This window comes from Bittarella massiliensis (ex Durand et al. 2017) (genome assembly GCF_009876955.1).
In the GTDB taxonomy this organism is placed as follows: domain Bacteria; phylum Bacillota; class Clostridia; order Oscillospirales; family Ruminococcaceae; genus Bittarella; species Bittarella massiliensis.
On the sequence record NZ_WWVY01000001.1, the window covers coordinates 187551 to 212329 of the forward strand.

The following is a 24779-nucleotide window of genomic DNA, read 5'->3' on the forward strand; positions in this document are numbered from 1 at the left end:
GGAGCTCCGCCCCCTTTTTTTGCAGGGCGGGGGTTGACAGGCAGGGGGAGAGATGGCATCCTATTGGTACAATCATGTACTTTTTGCGGGCGGCCGACCGGTCCGCCCTGGGAGAAAGGAGAAAAACAGGTGATCACCTACCGGAGCATCCAGCCGTCGGACCATGCCGAGCTGGGCCGCATCATCGTCGATACCTGGAAGTTTGACCAGTTCACAGGGGGGCCCGAGGGGGCCACCCACTTCGGGCAGAGCTACCTGCTCTCCTGCCTCCTGCGGGAGAGCTATACCTGCGTGGCCCTGCGGGAGGGCCGGCCGGTGGGGGTCATTGTGGGCTCCGACTGCCGCAAGGGCAGGAAGCGGTGGCACTGGGGGGCCTACTTCCGCGCCCTCCGCCACGCCGTCCCCCTCCTCTTCGACCGCTCCTTCCGCAGAGGGAACGGGGAGTGGTCGGGCTACGGCGAGACCTTGGCCGCCCTGGACCGGGCGGTCGGCTACCCCTTTGACGCCGAGCTCTCCCTCTTCCTGGTGGACGAGAGCTGCCGCGGCCTGGGCATCGGCAAACAGCTCTACCGAAATTTGATGGAGCACTTTGCCGCCGAGGGGATCGAGAGCTTCTACGTCCACACCGACACCGGCTGCAACCACCGCTTTTACGAGGCGCAGGGGCTGCAAAGACTGGCCGAGGCCGCGACCGAATTTTCCTACGCCGGGGTCGAAAAGGTGACCGTCTTTGTCTACGGGCAGAAAAAATAGGGTCGCCTGCACAAAATATCCCCCTCTTTTTTGACGAAAGCTGTAATTGGTAAAGCGAAAGGCCTTGACAGGGGGCGAGGGCTTTGCTATACTCAATGTAAAGAAAAACACTTTACACGCTGATGGCCCTGCGCCGGGCCTCCGGCGTGTCTTTTTGAGAGGGGGGAGCGGCCCGTGTCCAAAAATTTGGAGATCGCCCTGCTGTGCGACTTTTACGGGGAGCTGCTCACCGAGAAGCAGCGCGACTGCATCGTCCTCTACTACGACCAGGACCTCTCCCTGGGCGAGATCGCCGAGAACACCGGTATCACCCGCCAGGGGGTGCGCGACTCCATCAAGAGGGGGGAGGCCACCCTGCTGGAGATGGAGGAGAAGCTGGGTCTCTGCCGCCGCTACCGCCAGATGTATCAGGGGCTGGAGCGGATCACCCAGGAGGCCAAGAACATCTCGCTGCTCAACGACAACTACAACTCCTCCGCCGAGATCGAGCGGTCGGTCAAAGTGATCCTGGAGACCGTCAAGGAAATCGGCGAATAGGGGAAAGGGGGGAACACCGTGGCCTTTGAAGGACTATCTGAAAAGCTGTCCGCCGCCTTTAAAAAGTTAAAGCAGAAGGGCAAGCTGGGGGAGAAGGACGTCAAGACCGCCATGCGGGAGGTCCGCCTGGCCCTGCTGGAGGCGGACGTCAACTACAAGGTCGCCAAGCAGTTTGTGGACGCGGTGACCGAGCGGGCGGTGGGCGCCGCCGTCTTCGAGAGCTTGACCCCGGCCCAGCAGGTCATCAAGATCGTCCACGAAGAGCTCATCTCCCTCATGGGGGGGGAGGTCAGCCGGCTGCACATCCCCTCCAAGCCGCCCTGCGTCATCATGATGTGCGGCCTGCAGGGCTCGGGCAAGACCACCCACTCGGGCAAGCTGGGCAAGCTGCTCAAAAGCCAGGGGCACCGCCCGCTGCTGGTGGCCTGCGACGTCTACCGCCCGGCGGCCATCAAACAGCTGCAGGTGGTGGGCGAACAGGCCGGGGTCCCGGTCTTTGAGATGGGGCAGGGCGACCCGGTGGAGATCGCCAAAAAGGCCCTGGGCCACGCCAAGGACCACGGCAACGACATCGTCATCCTCGACACCGCCGGCCGGCTGCACATCGACGAGGCCCTGATGGCCGAGTTGGCCGCCATCAAGGCGGCGGTCGGGCCCGACGAGATCTTGCTGGTCATCGACTCCATGACCGGCCAGGACGCCGTCTCGGTGGCCGAGAGCTTCAACCAATTGCTGGAAATCACCGGCGTGGTGCTCACCAAACTCGACGGCGACACCCGGGGCGGTGCGGCCCTCTCGGTCAAGGCGGTCACCGGCAAGCCCATCAAGTTTTCGGGCACCGGCGAGAAGCTGGACGACTTAGAGCCCTTCTACCCCGACCGAATGGCCTCCCGCATCCTGGGGATGGGGGACGTGCTCACCTTCATCGAAAAGGCCCAGACCCAGTTCGATGAAAAGCAGCAAAAGGCCATGGAGGAGAAGTTCCGCAAGAACAAGTTCGATTTGGAGGACATGCTCGTCCAGCTCGACCAGATGCGGAACATGGGCAGCCTCCAACAGATCGTGAGCATGCTCCCCGGGGGGATCGGAAACAAGCTCAGCGGGGCCGACCTGGACGATCGCCAGATGGACCAGGTGCGGGCCATCATCTGCTCCATGACCCCGGAGGAGCGGGCCAAGCCCAAACTCATCAACCCCAGCCGCAAGCGGCGCATCGCCGCCGGCAGCGGCACCCGGGTGGAGGACGTCAACCGCCTGCTCAAACAGTTCGAGACCATGAGCAAGCTGATGAAGCAGTTCAGCCGCCCCGGCAAGCGGCGGCGGATGATGCCCTTTATGTAACCCCTGTGTAACCTCATGTAACCTTTGTGTAACTTTTTTATTGGTAGATTCCGGCCCGGGAGACCGGCCGGTGCTATAAAAGAGCGCGGCCTTGCAGCCGCCAGTCCCTTTATTGCACAGCAATAAAAAGAACAACATCATTGGAGGAATTGTATCATGGCAGTGAAAATCAGACTGCGCCGGATGGGCGCCAAGAAAGCCCCCTTTTACCGCATCGTCGTGGCCGACTCCCGCTACCCCCGCGGCGGCCGCTTCATTGAGGAGCTGGGCTACTACGACCCGACCAAAGACCCCAAAGTGGTGAAGATCGACATGGAGAAGGCCCAGAAGTGGATCGCCAACGGCGCCCAGCCCACCGACACCGTCAAGAGCCTGCTCAAACAGCAGAGCGCTGAGTAATTTTGCCCGAGGAGGTCTGTGGCATGGAAGAACTGCTCATCACCCTGGTGACCGGCCTGGTCGAGGACAAGGCCGCCGTCCAGGTGCAGAAGGACGAGCCCAATGAAGAGGGCGTCACCGTCTACCACATCCACGTGGCGGCCGACGACATGGGCCGGGTCATCGGCAAGCAGGGGCGGATCGCCAAAGCCATTCGCACTGTGATGCGGGCGGCCGCTGTTCGCGTCGGCGAAAAGATCCAGGTAGACATCGACTAGGGTACTTCACACCGTAGGGAAAGCGAGGGCGACTTTGCTTTCCCTACTGCCTTTATGGGGCCGCCTCTGGCGCGGCCGAGGGAGGACGAGATGAAACAGGATTTGGAAGTGGGGAAGATCGTCACCACCCACGGGGTGCGCGGCGAGGTGCGCATTCAGCCCTGGTGCGATTCGCCGGACTTTCTGTTGGGCTTTGAGCGGCTCTTCACCGAGGGCCGGGCCGAGACCCTGCAAATCGAGCGCAGCCGGGTGCACAAAAACGTGGTGGTCTGCAAGTTCGAGGGGATCGACACGGTGGAGCAGGCCACCCGCTACATCGGCAAGGTCCTCTACATGGACCGGGGCGACGTGCAGCTGCCCGAGGGCAGCTTTTTCGTGCAGGACCTGGTGGGCCTGACGGTGAAGGACGCCGACACCGGCGAATGCTATGGCACCCTCTGCGAGGTCAGCCAGACCGGGGCCAACGACGTCTACCACATTGAAAAAGAGGGGCGGATCACCCTGATCCCCGCCATCAAAGAGGTGGTGCTGACCATCGACTTGGCCGCCGGGGAGATGCGCATCCGCCCGCTGGAGGGGCTGTTTGCATGATGACGATCGATATCGCCACCATCTTCCCCGAGATGGTGATGGCCGTTTTGGGGGAGTCGATCATCGGCCGGGCCATGGCCGACGGACTGGTGGACATCCGCTGCCACAACATCCGCGACTACACCCTGGACAAGCACGGCCGGGTGGACGACTACCCCTACGGCGGGGGGATGGGGATGGTGATGCAGCCCGAGCCCATCTTCCGCTGCTTTGAGGCGGTCTGCGCCCAGCGGGGGGACCGGCCCAAGGCGGTCTACATGTCGCCCCAGGGGCGGGTCCTCACCCAGCAGGTGAGCCGGGAGTACGCGGGGGAGGGGTCCCTCTTTGTCCTCTGCGGGCACTACGAGGGGGTGGACCAGCGGGTCCTCGACGAGATCGTCGACGAGGAGATCTCCCTGGGGGACTTTGTCCTCACCGGGGGGGAGATCGCCGCCATGGCCTTTGTGGACTCGGTGGTGCGGCTGTGCCCGGGGGTCCTCTCCAGCGAGGACTGCTTCACCGAGGAGAGCCACTGGAACGGGCTGTTGGAGTACCCCCAGTACACCCGCCCGCCGGTCTGGCAGGGCAGGGAGGTGCCGCCGGTCCTCCTCTCGGGGCACCACGCCAACATCCAGCGCTACCGGCGGGAGGAGGCCCTGCGCAACACCTGGAAAAAACGCCCCGACATGTTGCAAACAGCCCCCCTGGACGGGGCGGACCGGGCCTTTTTGGAGGCCCTCACCGCCCCCGGCGGGGAGTGGGAGGAGACGGTATGATCGGCACCCTGATCAACGTGGGCACGGTGCTACTGGGCACCGGCGTCGGCTTCCTCTGCAAAAAGGGGATCCCCCAGCGCATCGAGGACGCGGTGATGAAGACCATGGGGCTGGCGGTGATCCTCATCGGCCTCACCGGCACCCTGGGCGCCATGGGCCGGGTGGAGGGGGGCGCGGTCTCCTTCGACGGGGGGCTGCTCCTCCTAGTCAGCCTGGTGCTGGGGGTCCTGGCGGGGGAACTGTTAAAAATCGACGACCGGCTGGGCCGGTTCGGCGGCTTTGTGGAGCGCAAACTCAAGATCAAGGGCTTTGCCCAGGGGTTCGTGCCGGCGGCGGTCATCTTCTGCGTGGGGGCCATGGCCATCCTCGGGGCGCTGGAGGAGGGGCTCACCGGCGATTACAGCATCCTCCTGGTCAAGAGCACCCTCGACCTGGTCTCGGCGGCGGTCCTCACCGCCTCCCTGGGGCCCAGCGTGGGTTTTGCCGCCCTGGCGGTCCTCCTCTATCAGGGGGCGCTGACCCTGGGGGCCGGGGCCCTGGCCCCCCTGATGACCGACGCCCTCATGGGGCAGATCTCCATGGTGGGCAACGCCATCATCCTGGTCATCGGCGTCAACTTCCTCTTTGGCGAGCGGATCAAAACGGCCAATTTGCTGCCCGCCATCCTTGTACCGCCACTGTACAACCTGCTGATGATGTTTATAAAAATATAGAAATGTTGTACAAAGCCCATTCCCGGGGAAGTGGCGGTATTATCGCAAAAGCAGAAAATCCCCTCTAGCTGCTGACAAATCCCATGGGGATTGCTATAATGAGGTCGTTTGAAAATCGCAGTGTATCCAAAATGTCCCGGCACACGGCCGGGGGAAGTCAGTCACACCGCCCCAAGACAAGCGGGGGCAGAATTTACGGACAAGGAGTCTATCGCTATGTTTGTGAAAGATGTTGTTGTAGAAAATCAGGTCGGTCTGCACGCCCGCCCGGCCACCTTCTTTATTCAGAAGGCCAACGAGTTCAAGTCCTCCATCTGGGTCGAGAAGGACGAGCGCCGGGTCAACGCCAAAAGTCTGCTGGGCGTCCTCTCCCTGGGGATCGTGGGGGACACCGCCATCCGCATCCTGGCCGACGGCAGCGACGAGCAGCAGGCCGTTGAGGCCCTGGTGGCCCTGGTGGAGTCTGGCTTTAAAGAGTAGGCATTTGGGATATGCGATCGGGCGCCGCCGGGCCTTTCCGGCTGCGCCTTTTTTGCGTCTTTGCAGAGCGGGAGGAGGAGCGCCATGACACTGGAACAGCTGCGGCAGAAATCCCATCAGCTGCCCCTGGAGCCGGGGGTCTACATCATGAAGGACAAGACCGGCAAGGTCATCTATGTGGGCAAGGCCAAAAAGCTGAAAAACCGGGTTTCCAGCTACTTCATGGCGGTGGAGAGCCACCTGCCCAAGGTCTATCAGATGGTGATGCACGTCAACGACTTCGACTTCATCGTCACCCAGAGCGAGTTCGAGGCCCTGGTGCTGGAGTGCAGCCTCATCAAGCAGTACAGCCCCAAGTACAACATCCTCTTAAAGGACGACAAGGGCTACCACTACATTAAAATCACCCCCGGCGACTGGCCCGACATCCAGGCCGCCAAGCAGAAGATCGACGACGGCAGCACCTACATCGGCCCCTACACCAGCTCCTTCATCGTCACCCAGAGCGTGGAGCTGGCCAAAAAGGCCTTTCTGCTGCCCAGCTGCAAAAAGCGCTTCCCCCAGGACATCGGCCGGGAGCGGCCCTGCCTCAACTACCACATCAAGCAGTGCTGCGGGGTCTGCACCGGCAAGATCAGCCAGGCCCAGTACCGGGAGATGGTGGACCGGGCCATCGCCTACATCACCACCGGGGCCGACAAGATCATCAAAGACCTGCAATCGGAGATGCAGCGATACAGCGAAAACCTGGAATTCGAGAAGGCCGCCGCCGTGCGGGACCAGCTGCAGTCGCTGCAGCGGCTAAACGAGCGGCAGAAGGTGGTCTTTGAGAGCAAGGTGGACATGGACGCCATCGCCCTGGCCAAGGGGGAGGGAAAGGTCTGCGTGGTGGTCCTCAAGTTCCGCCAGGGCCGCCTCTCCGATAAGGACGAGTACCTTTTAAAAGACGACGGCGCCCCCGCCGACATCCTCAACGAATTTGTGGCCCGCTACTACACCACCCGCGCCGACCTGCCCAAGGAGGTGCTGCTGGAACTGGAACTGCCCGACCGCCCCCTCATCGAGCAGCTGCTGAGCGAGCGGCGGGGGAGCAAGGCCGAACTGCTGCTCCCCCAGCGGGGGGAGAAGCTGCGGCTGGTGAAGATGGCCTACGACAACGCGGTCACCGGCATCTCCTACCGCAGCCGCCGCCCGGCGCGGGAGATCGCCGCCCTGGACGAGCTGGCCAAGCTGCTGGGGCTGGAAGAACCCCCCGCCTACATCGAGAGTTATGACATCTCCAATCTGGGGGAAAGCTACAAGGTGTGCGGGATGGTGGTCTTCAAGGACGGCCGCCCCTACCGCCGGGCCTACAAGCGCTTCAAGATCCAGACGGTGGTGGGGCAGGACGACTACTCCTCCATGAAAGAGGCCCTCACCCGCCGGCTCACCCGGCTGAAAAACGGCGACGCCGACGAGGGTTTTGCCACCACCCCCGACCTGATCCTCCTCGACGGCGGCAAGGGGCACGTCTCGGCCATCCGCCCCCTGGTGGCCGAGATGGGGCTGCAGATCCCGGTGTTCGGAATGGTCAAGGACCAGAAGCACCGCACCCGGGCCATCGCCCTGGACGGTTCGGAGGTGGCCCTCTCCTCCTTCAAGGCGGCCTTCAAGCTGGTCACCACCATCCAGGACGAGGTGCACCGCTACGCCATCTCCTACCAGCGCAAGCTGCACAAGAACTCAGCCCTCAAGTCGGAGCTGACCAACATCCCCGGGGTGGGGGAAAAGCGGGCCAAACAGCTGCTGGGGGCCTTTCAGTCGCTGGAGGAGATCTCCCTGGCGCCGGTGCAGGTGCTGATGGACCGGGGCAAGCTGCCCAAGAGCGCCGCCCTGGCCGTCTACAACTACTTCAATGGGAAGTAGTGCCAGCCCCTGCAAAGGCTGTCGAAAAAACTTGACAACCCCTTTCCCATTCGGGATAATATGAACAGTAACAGGAGAGAGCGGACCACCGGGCGCGCCCGGGCCGTCCGCACGAGGAATCTGCCATGAGAGTCATTACCGGAACAGCCCGGGGCGTCAAGCTGGAGACGGTCCCCGGGCAGGATGTCCGCCCCACCGCCGACCGGGTGAAGGAGGGGCTGTTCAGCGCCATCCACTTTGAGCTGCCCGGCCGCACCGCCCTCGACCTCTTTGCCGGCTCCGGCCAGCTGGGGATCGAGGCCCTCAGCCGGGGGGCCAGCCTCTGCGTCTTTGTGGACCAGGACCGCCGCAGCCAAGAGGTGATCAAGCGCAACGTCCAGGCCGCCAAGGTGGCCGAGCGGGCCCGCATCCTGCAGGCCGACGCCCTGGCCTACCTGGCCCGCTGCCGGGAGCGCTTTGACTTCGTCTTTGTCGACCCCCCCTACCACTGCGGCCAGTACGGCGAGATCCTCGCCGCCCTGGCGCCGGTGCTGGCCCCCGGCGGCAAGGTACTGGTGGAGGGCGAGCGGGACCTGCCCTTGGAGGAGAGCTACGGCCTCCTCCTCAAACAGAAGAGCTACCGCTACGGCAAGACGGTCATCTCCCTCTACCAGAAGGGGGAGGAGTAGATGCGCACCGCCCTCTGCCCCGGCAGTTTCGACCCCATCACCAAGGGCCACCTGGACATCATCCTGCGGGCCTCCCGCCTCTTTGACCGGGTGGTGGTGCTGGTCTCGGTCAACCCCGACAAGCGCACCGCCTTCTCGGTGGAGGAGCGGGTGGAGCTGATCCGGGCGGTCACCGGCGACCTGGCAAATGTCGAGGTGGACGCCTACCAGGGGCTGCTGGTGGACTACGCCCGGCAGGTGGGGGCCACCGCCTCCATCCGCGGCCTGCGGGCCGTCAGCGACTTTGAGTACGAATTTCAGATGGCCCTGGCCAACAAAAAGCTCGACCCCCAGCTGGAGACCATCTTCCTCAACACCAATTCCAAGTACATGTACCTCAGTTCCAGCCTGGTCAAGCAGATCGCGGCCTTTGGCGGCGACATCGACGACTTTGTCCCCCAGGCGATCATCGAGCCCATCAAACAGCGGTTGAGTAAAGGAGTGTCAAAATGAACATCGACGAGATTTTGGATTTGCTGGACGAGGCCCTGGAGGATGCCTGGACCCTGCCCCTCTCCGGCGGCCGCCGGGTGGTGGACATTGAGAAGATGCGGGAGCTGACCGACGACATCCGCCTCAACCTGCCGGCCGAGGTGCGCCAGGCCAAGGCCATTGTCAACGACCGGGCCGAAATCATCTCCACCGCCAAGAAGGAGGCGGCCTCCATCGTCAAAAAGGCCGAGGACAAAGCCCGCGCCATCGTCAACCAGGACGACCTGACCAAGGCCGCCCAGCAGAAGGCGGCCGAGATCATCAGCCAGGCCCAGATGCAGGCCCGGGAGATGCGGCAGGCCGCCACCGAGTTTGCCGACAACCTGATGAAGAGCACCGAGCAGTTCCTGGTGGCCTCGATGGAAGAGGTCAAGGAGACCCGCACCAAGCTGCGGGGCCGCAAGAAATAGCGCCTGTTCTGCCTGCGTTCGCGCCGCGGGGGACCGATTGGGTCCCCCGCGGCGCTTTTTTTGCGGGCCGACCCGCCTGACCGGCGGGAGATGGCGCGGTCGCGCGGGAGGGGCGGCCTGCCGGCGCCAACCTCCCCTCCTCGCTGTGGCCGGGAGAGGGAGGAGGGGAAGGGGGGCTTTGCAGGCAATCGCCCTTTCCGTCTGCGGCAACTTCTGCCGGAGGACAAACCCCCATTTGGAGAGGGAGCCGTCCTCGCTTTTTCGATCCCACCCACGGGGAAGGGGGCGGAGCGCCGCCGCCGTGCGGAGGGCATCTCGCCGGCACCGGGCAGTGGGGTGGAGAGGAGGGGGGGAAGTCACCTCTGAACGGCCGTCTTTGCGCGCTTTTGCGGTAAACCGCTTTGGGGGGCGAAGGCAGTCCAGGAGGAGAAATATGCCCTGTGTTTTCCGGGTACGCCCAGCCAGAGAAAAAGGGGGCAGCTCTCGGGTGTCCGCGCAGCCCCCTCTCTCCCGGCAAAGGGGGCGCTCGATCCTGGCAAAGGAGGCGCTCGATCCTGGCAGAAGGGGACGCTCTCTCTCGGCAAAAGGGGCGCTCAATGCCCCCTTTGCCTCTCTAAAAAGGAAAGACCTCCCCCTCCTCCCACCGGCGACCCTGCCCCCCACTTTCCCCCACCGCCCAGAGAAGAGAGGAAAGGACTGGAAAAGAGCGCACAAAAAAGAAGTGTTCTTCTGTCGTTTTTGTGAAAAACGACCTGAAAAAACGGCAGTTAAGGAAACAATTGGAAATGTAAACATTCCAAAAAAACGAGCTCGGCCCTTGATTTTTGAGGGGACGGGCCCTATAATAGGTTCAAGTGGTGAAAAGTGGTGGAAAAAGGCACGAAACACCACAAGGGGGTGAGGAGATGCTTATCGGGGAGTACAGCCACAACATCGATCCCAAGGGGCGGATGATCTTTCCGGCCCGGCTGCGGGACGATTTAGGGGTGCGCTTTGTGGTGACCAAAAGCCTGGGCGACGCCTGTCTGGCTGCCTATTCCTACGAAGAGTGGAACCTCCTCGCCGAAAAAATCAAGGGCCTGCCCATGTCCAAGGCCCGGCCCTTCCAGCGCATCCTCTTTGCGGGTGCGGTGGAGTGCGAGCCGGACAAGCAGGGGCGGATCCTCCTGCCCGCGGCCCTGCGGGAATACGCCGGGCTGGAAAAGGACGTGGTGGTGGTCGGCGCCTCCAACCACGCCGAGATCTGGGACAAGTCCCGCTGGGATGCGGAATGCGCCAAACTCGATTCCGACGACATCGCCGGGATCATGGACGAGCTGGGCTTCTAGCCCGCAGAGGGGAGAGAGAGCCGGTGGAATTTTCCCACAAGCCGGTGCTGCTGGGGGAGTGCCTGGAAAACCTGGCCATCGACCCCGCCGGCATCTACCTGGACGGCACGGCCGGCGGCGCCGGCCACTCGCAGGAGATCGCCAAGCGGCTCACGACCGGCCGGCTCATCGCCCTGGACAAGGACCCCGACGCGGTCAAGACCGCCAGTGCGCGGCTGGCCCCCTACCCCTGCGCCCAGGTGGTGCAGGAGGACTTCAAAAACGCCGCCCCCGCCCTGGACGAGCTGGGCATCGAGGCCATCGACGGCGCCCTGCTGGACCTGGGGGTCTCCTCCCACCAGCTGGACACCCCCGAGCGGGGGTTTTCCTACCGGGCGGACGCCCCGCTGGACATGCGGATGAGCCAGTCCGGCCTCTCGGCCTACGACGTGGTCAACGGCTATTCCCCCGAAGAACTGACCCGCATCCTCTTCGCCTACGGCGAGGAGAAATACGCCCGGCAGATCGCCCGCAAGATCGAGCGGCTCCGGGAACAGCACCCCATTGAAACCACCGCCCAGCTGGTGGAAGCGGTCAAGTCGGCCCTTCCACCCGCGGTGCGGCGAAAAGAGAAAAACCCTGCCCGGCAGACCTTTCAGGCCATCCGCATCGAGGTCAACGGGGAGTTTGAGAGCCTGGCCGCCGGGATGGAGGCCATCTTTGACCGGCTGGCCCCGGGCGGGCGCTTCTGCGTCATCACCTTCCACTCCCTGGAGGACCGGATGGTGAAGCGCCAGTTCGCCAGTTGGACGGTGGGCTGCACCTGCCCGTCCGACTTTCCCGTCTGCGTCTGCGGCAAGAAGCCGCGGGGCAGGCTGATTTACAAGAAACCCATCACCGCCACCCCGGAAGAGCTGGCCGAGAACCCGCGCAGCCACAGCGCCAAGCTGCGGGTCATCGAAAAGCTGCCGGAGGCGGGCGGACCCATTCCCACGGAGAGAGGATGAAGTGATCATGCGAAACACCAGCGAGGCGCAGGCCTACGACCTGTCGCTCTTTGAAAACCGGGAGCCCCGGATGCGGGTCATCAAAAATGAGAAGCCCCTGCCCCAGAAAAAGAGCACCCCGGCGGCCAAGATCCTGCTGGCAGCGGTGGTGGTCATCCTCGCGGGGATGATGCTCTACTCCCGGGTGCAGTTGGTGGAGCTGGGAGACGATCTGCGGACGGCCAAGACCGAACTGGAGAGCACCCAGAGCGAGACCACCCGGCTGAACATGCAGGTGGAGAGCAAGATGTCCCTCGCCCACGTGGAGGAATACGCCCAGAACACCCTGGGGCTGGTCAAGGTGGACAACCAGCAGGTCGAGTACGTCAGTCTCAACCAGGAGAACAAGGTCTATGTGGCAAAAAACGACTCCCCGGCCAAGGGCATCCTGGGGACCATCGGCAACAAAATAAAGGAATACCTGGGCCTTTAATCCAATAGGAATGAGTTGAGAGGGTTGAGAGAAAATCTTGACCCTTTTTTTGGCAAAGGGGGCAGAGAGCTGCATTATGAAACCGACGAAAAAGATGCACATGCGGGTCTATATCATCCTCTTTTTGGTGGTGATCATCGGCTTTGGCACCGTGTTCGGCAGCCTGGTGAATATACAGATCTTCAAGGGAAAGGAATACCGCGACCTGGCCAGCGAACAGCAGCTGCGCGACACGGTCATCAACCCCACCCGGGGCGACATCACCGACCGCAACGGCAACGTTTTGGCCACCTCCAACACGGTGTGGAACGTCATCCTCTCCCCCAACGACATCAAAGACGACGCCCAGAGGGAACTGATCGCCTCCGGGCTCTCTGCCATTTTAGAGGTCGAGAAGGACGAGATCCTCGAGAAGAGCCACAAGAGCAACTTCCACGAGTACCTCAAGAAAAAGGTGGACAAAGAGACCGTCGACAAGGTGCTCCAGTTTGCCAGCGAGAACAAGATCGGCGCCATCTACACCGCCGAGGACACCAAGCGCTACTACCCCTACGGCAACTTCTGCTCCACCGTGCTGGGCTTTGTCGGCAGCGACAACCAGGGCCTGGCCGGGGTCGAGAGCTACTACGACAAATACCTCACCGGCACCCCGGGGCGGGTGGTTTCGGCCAAGAACGCCCGCGGCACTGAGATGGATTTCGAGTACGAAAAGATTTACGACGCGGTGCAGGGCAACACGGTGGTCCTCACCATCGACGAGGTCATTCAGCACTATCTGGAGAAATACCTCCAAGAGGCGGTGGACGAACACCACGCCTCCGAGCGGGGCGGCGGCATCGTCATGAACGTCAAGACCGGCGAGATCCTCGCCATGGCCACCAAGCCCGACTTTGACCCCAACGAGCCGATGGAGCTCTACGACCCGGCCGCCCAGGAGCGGGTGGCCAATTTGGAGGGGGACGAACTCAAGACCGCCCTCGCCAACGAGCGCTCCCGCCAGTGGCGCAACAAGGTCCTCAACGACCTCTACGAGCCCGGCTCGGTCTTTAAACCCATCACCGCCTCCGCCGCCCTCGAGGAGGGGGTCGTGAGCCAGGACAGCGGCTTTTACTGCCCGGGCTACTACATGGTCGCCGGACGGATGATCAAGTGCGCCAGCTACGCCAAGGGCGGCCACGGGCAGCAGAACTTCATGGAGATCATGAAAAACTCCTGCAACCCCGGCTTCATGATGACCGCCGAAAAGCTGGGGGCGGAGAAGTTCGCCACCTACTTCAAGGCCTTCGGCTTCACCGAAAAGACCGGCATCGACCTGCCCGGCGAGGCGCAGAGCATCTACCACCAGACCTTCAGCGCCGTGGACCTGGCCTCCAGCTCCTTTGGCCAGACCAACTCGGTGACCCCGCTGCAGATGGCCACCGCCATGTGCGCCGTGGTCAACGGCGGGCACCTCTACCAGCCCCATGTGGTCAAGCAGATCCAGGACAAAGACGGCAACGTGGTGGAAAACTACGAGCCCACCGAGGTGCGCCAGGTCATCAGCGAGTCCACCTCCAAGCAGATCGCCGAGATCATGGAACACGTCATCGCCGATCCCAACGCCTCGGGCAAAAACGCCTACGTCAAGGGCTTTCGCATCGGCGGCAAGTCCGGCACCTCCCAGAAGCTGAGCTCCGGGCAGGAGTCGTCCTACGTGGCCTCCTTCCTGGCCTTCGCCCCGGTGGACGATCCCCAGATCCTGGTGCTGATGTTCCTGGACGAGGCCCACTCTTACAGCATCTACGGCTCCTCGCTGGTGGCGCCGTCGGTGGGCAAGCTGATGGCGGACATCCTGCCCTACATCGGCATCGACCCCCAGTACGAGGAGGGGGACGCCGCGGCCATGGTGTCGGCCCCCAAGGTCACCGACAAGACGGTGGAGGCGGCCGAGACCGACCTGCGGGCCAAGGGCTTCAAGTACAACAAGGTCGGCAACGGCGACTCGGTCGTCAAGCAGTACCCGGCGGCGGGCACCGCCATCCCGGCGGGCTCCACCATCACCCTCTACACCGAGGAGGACGCCGAACAGACCATGACCCGGGTGCCCAACCTGGTGGGGATGTCGGCCTCCACCGTCAACCAGGTGGCCACCAACGCCAAGATCAACATCAAATTTTCCGGCGGCGGCTCGGACAACACCGGCTCGGTCTCGGTGGCCCAGTCGGTGGCCGAGGGGGAGGAAGTGCCCATCGGCACGGTGGTCACGGTGGAGCTGCGGGATAAGACCGTCAGCGACGACACCGCCGACTAGCCCCTGCAAAAAAAGACGGCCCGTTTTGCATTGGCGGGCAAAATAGAGTATACTATTTACTTTTAGGGGGGCTCTTTCACCCCCCCAGAAGGGCGACCTCTCCGCCCCCGTTTGGCGGGGCGGGCAGAGGCGCCATGACCCGGAAATCCAAAACGGTTGGAGGCAGTAGCGCAATGGTTTTAGCAGAACTCTTACAGGCGGCGGGGCTGCCCGCCCCGGCCGCTGCCGGCGGCGCCCAGGTGGCGTCGGTGGTGTCCAACTCCCGCAAGGCGGTGGAGGGCAGCGTCTTTTGCTGCATCGTCGGCGGCAGCGCCGACGGCCACGACTTTGCCGCCCAGGCGGTGGAGAAGGGGGCTGTCTGCGTGGTGGCCCAGCGGGATCTGGGGCTGCCCTGCCAACTGCTGGTGGAGGACACCCGCGCGGCTTACGGCGCCCTCTGCGCGGCCTTCAACGGCTTTCCCGCCGACCGGCTCAAGATGATCGCCGTCACCGGCACCAACGGCAAGACCACCGTCACCACCCTCATCAAACAGGTGCTGGAGTACACCGGCGCCAAGGTGGGGCTCATCGGCACCATTCAAAACGAGATCGGCGAGGTGAAGCTGCCGGCCAAATTCACCACCCCGGAGCCCGATGACCTGCACGGCCTGTTGGCCAACATGTGCCGGGCGGGGTGCGAGTACGCGGTGATGGAGGCCAGCTCCCAGGCGCTGGACCAAAACCGGCTGGCCGGGGTCATCTTTCAGGTGGGGGCCTTCACCAACCTCTCTCAGGACCACCTGGACTACCACGGCACCCTGGAAAACTACTTTCAGGCCAAGGCCAAACTCTTCGCCCAGTGCCGGCAGGCGGTCACCAACCTCGACTGCCCCTACGGCCGCCGCATCCCCCAGTTGACCGGCATCCCGGTGCTGACCTGCTCGGCCCAGGGGGAGGCCGATCTGACGGCCAGCGACATCTGCCAGCGGGCCGACGGGGTCTCCTTCACCCTCTGCTACCGGGGGGAGCGCTGCCCGGTGGACATCAAGATGCCCGGCCTTTTCTCCGTCTACAACGTCCTGAGCGTGGCCGGGGTCTGCCTCTCCCTGGGGCTGCCCCTGGCGGTGGTGGCCAAGGGCCTCTGCCACTGCAAGGGGGTCTACGGCCGGGCGGAGGTGCTTTACAGCGGCGACTTCACCGTCATCTGCGACTTCGCCCACACCCCCGACGCCCTGCAAAACCTGCTGGAGACCATCAAGCCCTTTGTCAAGCGGCGGCTGATCGTCCTCTTCGGCTGCGCGGGCAAGCGCGACCGCACCAAGCGCCCCAAGATGGCGAACACGGTGGCCGACTTCGCCGACTTGATGGTCATCTCCTCGGACAATCCCCGGGACGAGGACCCCTATGTGATTTTGGAGGACACCGTCGCCGGGGTGCGGGACCGGGGCGTCCCCTACCACCTGGAGGTGGACCGCTACTACGCCATCCGCTGGGCCATCGACGAGGCCGGGCCGGGGGACGTGGTGGTCCTCTGCGGGAAGGGACACGAAAACTACCAGGCCATCGACACCTGCACCGTCTACTTCGACGAGCACGAGATCGTCAAGCGGGCCCTGGAAGAGAGGAGGGAGCGCCCATGAAACCGCTGCGCTTACAGGCAATCGCCGAGGCCATCGGCGCCTCGTACACCGGGGAGCTGACGGTTTGTGATGTCAGCAGCGACACCCGCGCCATCGGGGAGGGGAGCCTCTTCGTGGCCATCCGGGGGGAGCGCTTCGACGGCCACGCCTTTGTGGCCCAGGCCTTTGAAAAGGGGGCGGCGGCCGCCGTCCTCTCCGACCCGGCCTTTGCCGTGGAGGGGAAGCCCTGTCTGGTCTGCCCCAACACCCTGGACGCCATGATCCAGATCGGCGGGCTCTACCGCCAGCTCTTTGACGTGCGCTGCGTGGGGGTCACCGGCAGCGTGGGCAAGACCACCACCAAGGAGATGCTCTACGCCGCCCTCTCCCCCTTTGGCAAGACCCTCAAGACCGAGGGCAACCAGAACAACGAGATCGGGATGCCCCGCACCCTCTTTGGGCTGACGGACGACACCCAGCTGGCGGTCATCGAGATGGGGATGAGCGGCTTTGGCGAAATCGAGCCCATGACCCGGGCGGTGCGCCCCGAGGTGGCGGTGCTCACCAACATCGGCGTCTCCCACCTGGAGAAACTGGGCACCCGGGAGAACATCCTCACCGAGAAATTGAGCATCACCCGGGGGCTGCAGGGGGTGCGCACCCTGGTCCTCAACGAGGACAACGACCTGCTCTCCACCGTGGAGCGGGCCGACGGCGCCCGGCGGATCATCCGCATCTCCCTGTGCGACCGGGACGCCGACATCTGGGCCGACGCCCTCTCTTCCGACACCGACCGCACCCACTTTGTGGTACACTATGCCGATGGCGCGGCCTACCCCGCCTGCATCCCCTGCCTGGGGCAGCACAACGTCTACGACGCCCTGCTGGCCCTGGGGGCGGCCGAGGCCTTTGGCTTTGAGCGGTCGGCGGCGGTGGCGGGGCTGGAGGACTACCAGACCGCCGGCATGCGCCAGCGGGTGAAGAAGCTGGCGGGCATCACCGTCATCGAGGACTGCTACAACGCCAGCCCCGACTCGATGCGGGCCAGCCTCGCCCTGCTGGGGCAGAATTTCGGTGGCGCCCGCAAGGCCGCCGTTCTGGCCGACATGCTGGAGTTGGGCGAGCACTCCGCCCAGATGCACCGGCAGGTGGGCAGGGACGCGGCAGCCGAGGGGATCGACGCCCTGTTTTGCTACGGGGAGCAGGCCCGGCTGATCGCCCAAGGGGCGAGGGAGGCCGGCTGCAAGGCGGTTTTCTGCTTTGATGAAAAGGACCGGCTGGCCGAGGAGCTCTGCCGCTGGCTGGCCCCCGGGGACTGCGTTTTGGTCAAGGGCAGCCGGGGGATGAAGCTGGAAGAGGTGCTGGAGATCGTCTACGGGGCGATGGAGTGACCTGATTTGGAATAGAAGCCGGAAAAAACGGGCAAAAAGAGAGGAGAAGGCGGCGCCCTGGGCGCTGCCGGGAGGGAAGCAATGAGTCAACTACCAGTGGTATTGGCGGCGGTGTCCGCCTTTGTCATCACCGCCGTCACCGGGTATTTTTTGATCCCCTTTTTAAAGCGGCTGCACTACGGCCAGACCATCAAGGAGATCGGCCCCACCTGGCACAAGGACAAGGGCGGCACCCCCACCATGGGGGGCATCATGTTCATCATCGGCATCGTGGTGGCTACCGCCCTGGGGGCCTGCACCCTGTTTTGGGGGGATAAGACCGCCCTGCAGACGGTGGGCGCCCAGCAGTGGAGCCGGCTGATTTACGGCATTTTGATGGCCCTGGGCTTTGGGTTCGTCGGCTTTTTGGACGACTACATCTCGGTGGTGAAAAAGCGCAACATGGGGCTGCGGGCGCGGGAGAAGTTCCTGCTGCAGCTGCTCATCGGCGCGGTCTACCTGATGGCCCTCTACTTCTCCGGCAGCCGCTCCACCGCCCTGCGCCTCCCCTTCTTCGGCGCGGTGGAACTGGGTTGGCTCTACTGGCCGGTGGCCCTCTTCATCATTGTGGGCACGGTCAACGCCGTCAACCTCACCGACGGCATCGACGGGCTTTCGGGCTCGGTGACCTTTGTGGTGGCTTTGGGCTTCCTGGTCCTCTCGGGGATCTTGGGCTATGCCGGGTTCACCCTGCTGGCCGCGGCGGTGGCCGGCGGCTGCATCGGCTACCTGCTCTACAACTTCCACCCCGCCAAGGTCTTTATGGGGGACACCGGCTCCCTCTTTTTGGGGGGCATCGTGGTGGCGATGGCCTTTGGCATCGGGCTGCCGGTGGTGCTGGTCTTCACCGGGATCGTCTACATCTGCGAGACCCTCTCGGACATCATCCAGATCGGCTGCTACAAGCTGACCCACAAGCGGGTCTTCAAGATGGCCCCCATCCACCACCACTTCGAGATGAGCGGGTGGAGCGAGGTCAAGATCGTGACGGTCTTTTCCCTGGTGGCCCTGGCCGGCTGCGTGCTGGCGGTCTTCTGGGTGCTGGGGATGTGAGAGAAAAGCGGACAGTGTGAGCGGCGGCGTTGCCCGCCGGTGTGAGAAATGGGGTGATCGCGGGTGAAAAAGCGGAACCGGGAACTGCGCAAGCAAATTCGCGAGGAGCGGGGGAGCGGCGGCCAGGCCGTCCGGAAATCCGGCCAGATGGACACCACCTTTTTGGTGTTGGTGCTGGTGCTGGTGATCTTTGGGCTGGTGATGCTGTTCTCGGCCAGCTACGCCTTTGCCTACTACAACTACGGCAACTCCTTTCACTTCATCCTCCGCCAGGGCATCTTCGCCGTGGGCGGGGTCACCATGATGCTGGCCATCTCCAAGATCGACTACCACATCTACGAGAAGTTCAGCTACATCCTCATCGGCCTCTCGGTGGTGCTTTTGATCGTGGTGCTCTTTATGGAGCCCCTCAACAACGCCCGCCGCTGGATCAACCTGGGCTTCACCACCTTTCAGCCCTCGGAGGTGGCCAAGTTCGCCGTCATCGTCCTCTTTGCCCACCTGATCAACGTCAACTACAAGCGGCTGCAGACCTTCCGCTACGGGGTGCTGCCCTTTATGGCGGTGCTGGCGGTCATCTGCGGGCTGATGGTGCTGGAGCCCCACCTGTCGGGCACCATCCTCATCGTCACCATCGGCTTCACCATGATGTTCATCGGCGGCACCGGCACCAAATGGTTTGTCATGGGCGGGGTGGCCATCGTCGGCGCCCTGGCCTTCCTCCTCCTCTTCACCCCGCTGCTGGAACACGCCATCCCCCGGCTGGAGATGTGGCAAAACCCCTTCATCGACAAGCAGGGCGACGGCTGGCAGACGGTGCAGTCGCTGCTGGCCATCGGCTCGGGCGGGGTGTTCGGGCTGGGGCTGGGCAACTCCCGCCAGAAGCACCTCTACGTGCCGGAACCCCACAACGACTTCATCTTCTCCATCCTCTGCGAGGAGTTGGGGCTGGTGGGGGGGCTGATCGTCATCATCCTTTTCATCCTGCTGGTGGTGCGGGGCTTTGCTATCGCCATGAAGGCCAAGGACAAATTCGGCAGCATGCTGGCGCTGGGGCTGACCTTTCAGGTGGGGCTGCAGGCGCTGCTCAACATCGCCGTGGTCACCAACACCGTGCCCAACACCGGCATCTCCCTGCCCTTCTTCAGTTACGGGGGCACCTCGCTGCTGATGCTGCTGGGGGAGATGGGGATCGTCCTCTCGGTCTCCCGGCACGCCAACATCGAGAAAAAATAGCCGTTTGCCGCGAAAGGGGCGGCGGGCCCCGCTGTCCGGGGCCCGCCCAGCGCCTTTCGCGCTTTGGCATTTTCAAAGGCCCTTTTCACCGGGCCGCGAAAAGCCGCCGTCTGGGGCGGCAGAAAGTGGGGAAAGTGAAGCTATGCGCGTACTCTTAGCGGGCGGCGGCACCGCCGGGCACATCAACCCGGCCATCGCCATCGCCAACACCATCAAAAAGCACCACCCCGACGCCGAGATCGCCTTTGTGGGCAACAAGGGCTCGATGGAGGAGCGGCTGGTGGGCAGGGAGGGCTATCCCCTCTACACCATGAAGGTGCTGGGCTTCCGGCGCTCCTTCTCGCCGGGCAACATCGCCCACAACCTGCAGGCCCTGGGCTGCCTGGTGGCCTCGCCCGGCCGCTGCAAGGCGATCCTCAAGGACTTTGCCCCCGACCTGGTGGTGGGCACCGGCGGCTATGTGGCCGGCCCCATCCTGCAGGCGGCGGCCAAGCGGGGGATCAAGACGGCCATCCACGAGCAAAACGCCTTCCCCGGCATCACCAACAAGCTGCTGGCCAAAGAGGTGGACAAGGTCCTGCTGGCGGTGCCCGAGGCCCAGCGGTTTTTGCAGCCCAAGGGGGACTGCGTGGTCACCGGCAACCCCATCCGGGAGAGCGTGCTGCTGGCCATGCCGAAGGAGAGCCGGGCCCACTACCAGCTGGAGGGGAAGATCTGCATCCTCTCCTTCGGCGGCAGCCTGGGGGCCCGCCCCCTCAACGAGGTGGTGGCCGACTTGATGGCCTACACCCAGAAGCACTGCCCCAACGTCTGCCACATCCACGCCTACGGCGGGAGCGGGCGGGACGCCTTTGTCGCCCGGCTGCGGGCGGGCGGGGTCGAACTGCCCCGGGCGGGGCTGGACTGCCGGGAATACATAGAGGACATGGACCGTTGCCTGGCGGCGGCGGACATCGTCATCTCCCGGGCGGGGGCCATCACCCTCTCGGAGATCGAGGCGGCGGGGAAGGCGGCCATCCTCATCCCCTCCCCCTACGTGGCCGAAAACCACCAGTTCAAAAACGCCCAGGTGCTGGAGCGGGCGGGCGCCGCCGCCATCATCGAGGAGAAGGACCTGACCGGCCCGGCCCTCATCGCAAAGGTGCGCTCCCTCATCGAGCACCCCGAGACCATCGAGGCCTGGGGCCGGGCCAGCAGCAAGCTGGCCATCGTCGACGCAAACGAGCGCATCTACCGGGAGCTGGCGGAGCTGCTGGCCCGGTAGCCCCCTGCCGCCGCCCGCCGTTTTTGCCCCGCTTTTTGCGAAAAGGGCCCGCCCAAACGGCGAAATCACACAAAATCCACCCCGGGCATACCCTGGTGCATACCCCCTGCAAGAGGGGGGACAGCACTGGCGGAAAGGGATGGTTTTGTGGCGATGTACCGATTGGAAGGGGGCCGCCCCCTGCGGGGAGAACTGGCCGTTCAGGGGTCGAAAAACAGCTGTCTGCCCATTTTGGCGGCAGCCCTTCTGGTGGGGGGGAAGGTGGTCCTCCACCGCTGTCCCGACCTGGCGGATACCCGCAGCATGGCGGCGATCCTCGAGTACCTGGGCTGCCGGGTCCTGCGGTCGGGAGAGGAGTGGGAGGTGGACACCTCCTGCGCCTTCTACCGGCCCCTCCCTGCGGCGCTCACCCACTCGCTGCGCTCCTCCTCCATCTTCATGGGGGCGCTGCTGGGCCGCTTTGGCCGGGTAAAGGCCGCCTACCCCGGCGGATGCGACCTGGGCCGCCGCCCGCTGGACTACCACCTCTCCGGCTTTGAGCGGCTGGGGGCGGTCTGCCGGGCAAACGGCTCCATCGAAATCGAGGGGCCGCGGCTGACCGGGGCGGTCATCGAGCTGCCCTTCCCCAGCGTGGGGGCCACCCAAAACCTGCTGCTGGCGGCGGTGGCCGCCCAGGGGGAGACGGTCTTGCGCGGTGCGGCGCGGGAGCCGGAGGTGGTGGACCTGATCCAGTTCCTCACCGCCTGCGGGGCCCAGATCGCGGGGATGGGGACCGGGGAGCTGAAGATCCAGGGGGGGCGGCCCCTCCACGGCTGCGAGTACACGGTGATGGTGGACCGCATCGCCGCCGCCACCTACCTCTGCATGGGCGCCCTCTGCGGGGGGGAGATCGCCCTCACCAACACCACCCCCATGACCCTCTACAACATCCTCCCCCTCTTTCAGAAGATGGGCTGCGAGCTGGCCCTGCGCTACGACCGGGTGGGCCTGCGCTCCACGGGGAAGCTGCGGGGGCTGGGCGGACTGGTGACCGCCCCCCACCCGGGGCTGCCCACCGACATCCAGCCCCTGCTGACGGCGGTGCTGGCCGCCGCCCAGGGGGAGACCGAAATGAGAGAGACGGTCTTTGAAAACCGCTTTGCCTACCTGCCCCAGCTGCGCAAGCTGGGCGCCGAGGTGGAGCTCAAGAGCCCGAGATTGGCCCGCATCCCCGGCGGCAGCCGCTACACCGGCGGGCGGGCCGAGGCGGTGGACCTGCGGGGGGGCGCGGCCCTCTGCATCGCGGCCCTGCGGGCAGGGCAGAGCGAGATCGGCGGCATCGAACACATCCTGCGGGGATATGAACAGTTGGACAGAGCCGTCCAGGCACTGGGCGGACGGATGGAAAAGGTTTAGCAGATGAAAAAGAAGCCAAAAAAACAGGTCAAAAAACAGGCACAGCGCCGGGACATCCCGCGCGCCCACAACACCGGGTACACCGAAGAGGGCTTTTACCGGGCCGTCGCCATGACCCAGGAGGAGTTGGAGGAGCGGGAGCGGATCAAGCGGACAATCGCCCAAAAGCGGCAGAAGCGGCGTCGCAAAAAGGCGGCGTTCCGCTTTTTCCTGCTGTTTTGCTGCCTGCTGGTGGTGGGGGCGACGGTGGCCGTCTCCATCTTCTTCAAAATCGACACCATCCGCTTTGAGGGGGAGATCACCGCCTACACCGCCCAGCAGATCGAGGGCGGCTGCCCGGTGAGCGTTGGGGAAAACCTCTTTCGCTTCAAGGCGGGGGAGGTGCAGGAGGCCCTCTACCGCAAGTTCCCCCTCCTCGACGACATCCAGGTGGGGCGCACCCTCCCTACCACCGTGACCATCACCGCCAAGGACGCGGTGGCCCGCACTGCCGTCAAGCAGGAGGGGGGCGGCTACACCCTCCTCTCCGAGTCGGGGCGGATCATGGCCAAAAACCAGGCCTCCCTGCCCGAGGGGGTCTACCTCATCTCCGGGGTCAAGGCCAAGCAGGGCGAACTGGGGGAGATGCTGCAGTTTGACGACCCGGACAAGCTCCCCCTGCTGGAGGAGATCCACCAGGCGGTGAGCGCAGTGGGGTTGGAAGGGCTGCAGTCGGTGGACCTCAGCGACACCCAGAACATCTCCCTGCGGGTCGGAAAGTACTTCCTGGTCAAGCTGGGGTCGGACTACCAGTTGGAGTACAAATTGCAGCTGGTGCACGAGATCATCGTGCAAAAGGACCTCTCCCCCGAGCCCACCATCCTCGACGCCTCCATTCCCGGCAAGGTGACGGCCAAGACCGGCACCGCCGCCGTGCAGGCGCTGGAGGCGGCCAACGGCGCGGCCGGCGGGGGAGAGACGCCGCCCGCCGAGGAGTCGGCCCCCGAGGGCGGGGAGGAGGCCCCGCAAGAGGGGGAGACCCCCGCCCAAAAGGCGGAGGACGCCGGCGAGGGGGACGAGGGGTCCGCCCAGTGACTGGGGTGGCAAAAGAGACGAAAACCGGCGGCGGGCAGCCCGGTTTCCTGTGTGAAAGTGTAAAAAACCCTTGCTATTTTTCGTGACATCTGTTAAATTTAAGAGTAGATAAACATTTTTTTGAAAATGCCGTCACGGCGGAGATGAAAACCCTTTCACCCCGCGCTGTGCCTTGTGATACAAACATTTTAGGGGGACGAAAACAGTGAGCTTTATTCTCGATGACGATTTCGACCAGGTCGCTTCCATCCGCGTCGTTGGCGTGGGCGGCGGCGGCGGCAACGCCGTCAACCGGATGATCAACGACGGGATGAAGGGCGTGGAATTTATCTCTGTCAACACCGACCGCCAGGCGCTCAACCGCTCGGTGGCCACCCAGAAGATCCAGATCGGCGACAAGCTGACCCAGGGCCGCGGCGCCGGCGGCTTCCCCGAAAAGGGGCAGAAGGCAGCCGAGGAGAGCCGCGAGACCATCGCCTCCGCCCTCAAGGGCACCCAGATGGTGTTCATCGCCGCCGGGATGGGCGGCGGCACCGGCACCGGCGCTGCGCCGGTGGTGGCCGAAGTGGCAAAAGAGCAGGGCATCCTCACGGTGGGCATCGTCACCAAGCCCTTCCCCTTTGAGGGCAAGCGGCGGATGGAGCAGGCCGAAGAGGGGATCGCCGCCCTGCGCGAGCACGTCGACTCGCTGGTGGTCATCCCCAACGAGCGCCTCAGCCTCATCTCCGAGACCCCCATCACCCTCATCAACGCCTTTGCGGCGGCGGACAACGTCCTCAAACAGGGCGTGCAGTCCATCACCGACCTGATCAACGTCCCCGGCCTGGTCAACCTGGACTTCGCCGACGTCACCACCGTCATGAAGGACGCGGGGCTCGCCCACATGGGCGTCGGCCGCGCCAGCGGGAAGGACAAGGCTGTCGACGCGGCGGCTGCCGCCATCTCCAGCCCCCTGCTGGAGACCTCGATCTCCGGGGCCAAGGGGGTCATCATCAACATCACCGCCTCCCCCGACATCAGCCTGGACGAGGTGTCCATCGCCTCCAACGAGATCACCAAGGCCGCCGACCCCAACGCCACCATCATCTGGGGCGCCGCCTTTGACGAGAGCTACCAGGACGAGATGCAGATCACCGTCATCGCCACCGGCTTTGACGAGAAGAACAAGGCCGATTTCGGCATTCCCGACTACACCTTCAAGTCCCGGGATGACTCAATGGAAGAGGACATCGACTCCATCATGAACATCTTTAAAAACAAGGGCAACTGATCGTCGCCCCTGCGAGAGCGGGAACCGGCCCCAAGAGGGAACG

Annotated in this window: 25 protein-coding genes; all 25 read left to right on the forward strand. The window is 64.2% G+C overall.

Annotated features, from left to right (window positions below; translation table 11 throughout):
• Positions 1 to 129 precede the first annotated feature (129 nt).
• The 25 genes from GT748_RS00880 to ftsZ all read left to right on the forward strand — a co-directional run bounded on the left by GT748_RS00880 (position 130) and on the right by ftsZ (position 24736).
• A complete protein-coding gene (locus tag GT748_RS00880) occupies positions 130 to 753 on the forward strand; it encodes a GNAT family N-acetyltransferase (protein ID WP_021661148.1) in 624 nt (207 codons plus the stop codon).
• A gap of 174 nt (positions 754 to 927) precedes the next feature.
• Entirely contained in the window at positions 928 to 1290 is a 363-nt protein-coding gene (ylxM, locus tag GT748_RS00885) for a YlxM family DNA-binding protein (protein WP_021661149.1), read from the forward strand.
• 18 nt (positions 1291 to 1308) lie between these two features.
• A complete protein-coding gene (ffh, locus tag GT748_RS00890) occupies positions 1309 to 2631 on the forward strand; it encodes a signal recognition particle protein (RefSeq protein WP_021661150.1) in 1323 nt (440 codons plus the stop codon).
• A 156-nt stretch (positions 2632 to 2787) separates the two neighbouring features.
• Positions 2788 to 3030, forward strand: coding sequence for a 30S ribosomal protein S16 (gene rpsP, locus GT748_RS00895; protein ID WP_021661151.1), 243 nt, complete (start codon positions 2788 to 2790; stop codon positions 3028 to 3030).
• 23 nt (positions 3031 to 3053) lie between these two features.
• Entirely contained in the window at positions 3054 to 3287 is a 234-nt protein-coding gene (locus GT748_RS00900; RefSeq protein WP_021661152.1) for a KH domain-containing protein, read from the forward strand.
• A gap of 90 nt (positions 3288 to 3377) precedes the next feature.
• Entirely contained in the window at positions 3378 to 3878 is a 501-nt protein-coding gene (rimM, locus tag GT748_RS00905; RefSeq protein ID WP_044993367.1) for a ribosome maturation factor RimM, read from the forward strand.
• Complete coding sequence (gene trmD / locus GT748_RS00910; RefSeq protein WP_044993379.1) at positions 3878 to 4633, forward strand: tRNA (guanosine(37)-N1)-methyltransferase TrmD; 756 nt, start codon at positions 3878 to 3880, stop codon at positions 4631 to 4633. Before rimM ends, trmD begins: the two co-directional genes overlap by 1 nt.
• Positions 4630 to 5346, forward strand: a complete 717-nt coding sequence (locus GT748_RS00915; protein ID WP_021661155.1) for a DUF554 domain-containing protein — start codon at positions 4630 to 4632, stop codon at positions 5344 to 5346. The genes trmD and GT748_RS00915 overlap by 4 nt, the downstream gene beginning before the upstream one ends.
• 216 nt (positions 5347 to 5562) lie before the next feature.
• On the forward strand, positions 5563 to 5826 hold the full coding sequence (locus tag GT748_RS00920; RefSeq protein ID WP_021661156.1) for an HPr family phosphocarrier protein: 264 nt from the start codon (positions 5563 to 5565) through the stop codon (positions 5824 to 5826).
• 84 nt (positions 5827 to 5910) lie between these two features.
• Complete coding sequence (gene uvrC, locus GT748_RS00925) at positions 5911 to 7731, forward strand: excinuclease ABC subunit UvrC (protein ID WP_021661157.1); 1821 nt, start codon at positions 5911 to 5913, stop codon at positions 7729 to 7731.
• Positions 7732 to 7856: 125 nt separating this feature from the next.
• Positions 7857 to 8399 carry a 16S rRNA (guanine(966)-N(2))-methyltransferase RsmD gene (gene rsmD / locus GT748_RS00930; protein WP_021661159.1) on the forward strand — a complete coding sequence of 181 codons (543 nt, stop codon included), beginning with the start codon at positions 7857 to 7859 and terminating at the stop codon, positions 8397 to 8399.
• The gene (gene coaD, locus GT748_RS00935; RefSeq protein WP_021661160.1) at positions 8400 to 8891 is read left to right on the forward strand and encodes a pantetheine-phosphate adenylyltransferase; all 492 of its coding nucleotides are present in this window, start codon (positions 8400 to 8402) and stop codon (positions 8889 to 8891) included. It begins immediately after the preceding gene.
• Positions 8888 to 9340, forward strand: a complete 453-nt coding sequence (locus GT748_RS00940) for a hypothetical protein (RefSeq protein ID WP_021661161.1) — start codon at positions 8888 to 8890, stop codon at positions 9338 to 9340. Before coaD ends, GT748_RS00940 begins: the two co-directional genes overlap by 4 nt.
• A 905-nt stretch (positions 9341 to 10245) precedes the next feature.
• Positions 10246 to 10668 carry a division/cell wall cluster transcriptional repressor MraZ gene (mraZ, locus tag GT748_RS00945; RefSeq protein WP_021661164.1) on the forward strand — a complete coding sequence of 141 codons (423 nt, stop codon included), beginning with the start codon at positions 10246 to 10248 and terminating at the stop codon, positions 10666 to 10668.
• Positions 10669 to 10691: 23 nt separating this feature from the next.
• Positions 10692 to 11654, forward strand: coding sequence for a 16S rRNA (cytosine(1402)-N(4))-methyltransferase RsmH (gene rsmH / locus GT748_RS00950; protein WP_021661165.1), 963 nt, complete (start codon positions 10692 to 10694; stop codon positions 11652 to 11654).
• A 7-nt stretch (positions 11655 to 11661) separates the two neighbouring features.
• Positions 11662 to 12126 (forward strand): putative cell division protein FtsL, encoded by a 465-nt coding sequence (locus GT748_RS00955; RefSeq protein WP_021661166.1) that lies wholly within the window; start codon positions 11662 to 11664, stop codon positions 12124 to 12126.
• Between the two features lie 76 nt (positions 12127 to 12202).
• Positions 12203 to 14416, forward strand: a complete 2214-nt coding sequence (locus GT748_RS00960; protein ID WP_021661167.1) for a penicillin-binding transpeptidase domain-containing protein — start codon at positions 12203 to 12205, stop codon at positions 14414 to 14416.
• A gap of 173 nt (positions 14417 to 14589) precedes the next feature.
• Positions 14590 to 16035: a UDP-N-acetylmuramoyl-L-alanyl-D-glutamate--2,6-diaminopimelate ligase gene (locus GT748_RS00965; RefSeq protein ID WP_021661168.1), complete on the forward strand. Its 1446-nt coding sequence runs from the start codon at positions 14590 to 14592 to the stop codon at positions 16033 to 16035.
• A complete protein-coding gene (locus tag GT748_RS00970; RefSeq protein ID WP_021661169.1) occupies positions 16032 to 17405 on the forward strand; it encodes a UDP-N-acetylmuramoyl-tripeptide--D-alanyl-D-alanine ligase in 1374 nt (457 codons plus the stop codon). The genes GT748_RS00965 and GT748_RS00970 overlap by 4 nt, the downstream gene beginning before the upstream one ends.
• 81 nt (positions 17406 to 17486) lie before the next feature.
• Positions 17487 to 18497 carry a phospho-N-acetylmuramoyl-pentapeptide-transferase gene (gene mraY, locus GT748_RS00975; protein WP_021661170.1) on the forward strand — a complete coding sequence of 337 codons (1011 nt, stop codon included), beginning with the start codon at positions 17487 to 17489 and terminating at the stop codon, positions 18495 to 18497.
• Between the two features lie 63 nt (positions 18498 to 18560).
• The gene (ftsW, locus tag GT748_RS00980) at positions 18561 to 19733 is read left to right on the forward strand and encodes a putative lipid II flippase FtsW (RefSeq protein WP_021661171.1); all 1173 of its coding nucleotides are present in this window, start codon (positions 18561 to 18563) and stop codon (positions 19731 to 19733) included.
• 142 nt (positions 19734 to 19875) lie between these two features.
• Positions 19876 to 20997: an undecaprenyldiphospho-muramoylpentapeptide beta-N-acetylglucosaminyltransferase gene (gene murG / locus GT748_RS00985; RefSeq protein WP_021661172.1), complete on the forward strand. Its 1122-nt coding sequence runs from the start codon at positions 19876 to 19878 to the stop codon at positions 20995 to 20997.
• A 153-nt stretch (positions 20998 to 21150) separates the two neighbouring features.
• Positions 21151 to 22392 carry a UDP-N-acetylglucosamine 1-carboxyvinyltransferase gene (locus tag GT748_RS00990; RefSeq protein ID WP_021661173.1) on the forward strand — a complete coding sequence of 414 codons (1242 nt, stop codon included), beginning with the start codon at positions 21151 to 21153 and terminating at the stop codon, positions 22390 to 22392.
• 3 nt (positions 22393 to 22395) lie between these two features.
• Positions 22396 to 23466: a cell division protein FtsQ/DivIB gene (locus GT748_RS00995; protein WP_073261318.1), complete on the forward strand. Its 1071-nt coding sequence runs from the start codon at positions 22396 to 22398 to the stop codon at positions 23464 to 23466.
• A gap of 205 nt (positions 23467 to 23671) precedes the next feature.
• Positions 23672 to 24736 carry a cell division protein FtsZ gene (gene ftsZ / locus GT748_RS01000; protein WP_021658878.1) on the forward strand — a complete coding sequence of 355 codons (1065 nt, stop codon included), beginning with the start codon at positions 23672 to 23674 and terminating at the stop codon, positions 24734 to 24736.
• Positions 24737 to 24779: the final 43 nt, after the last annotated feature.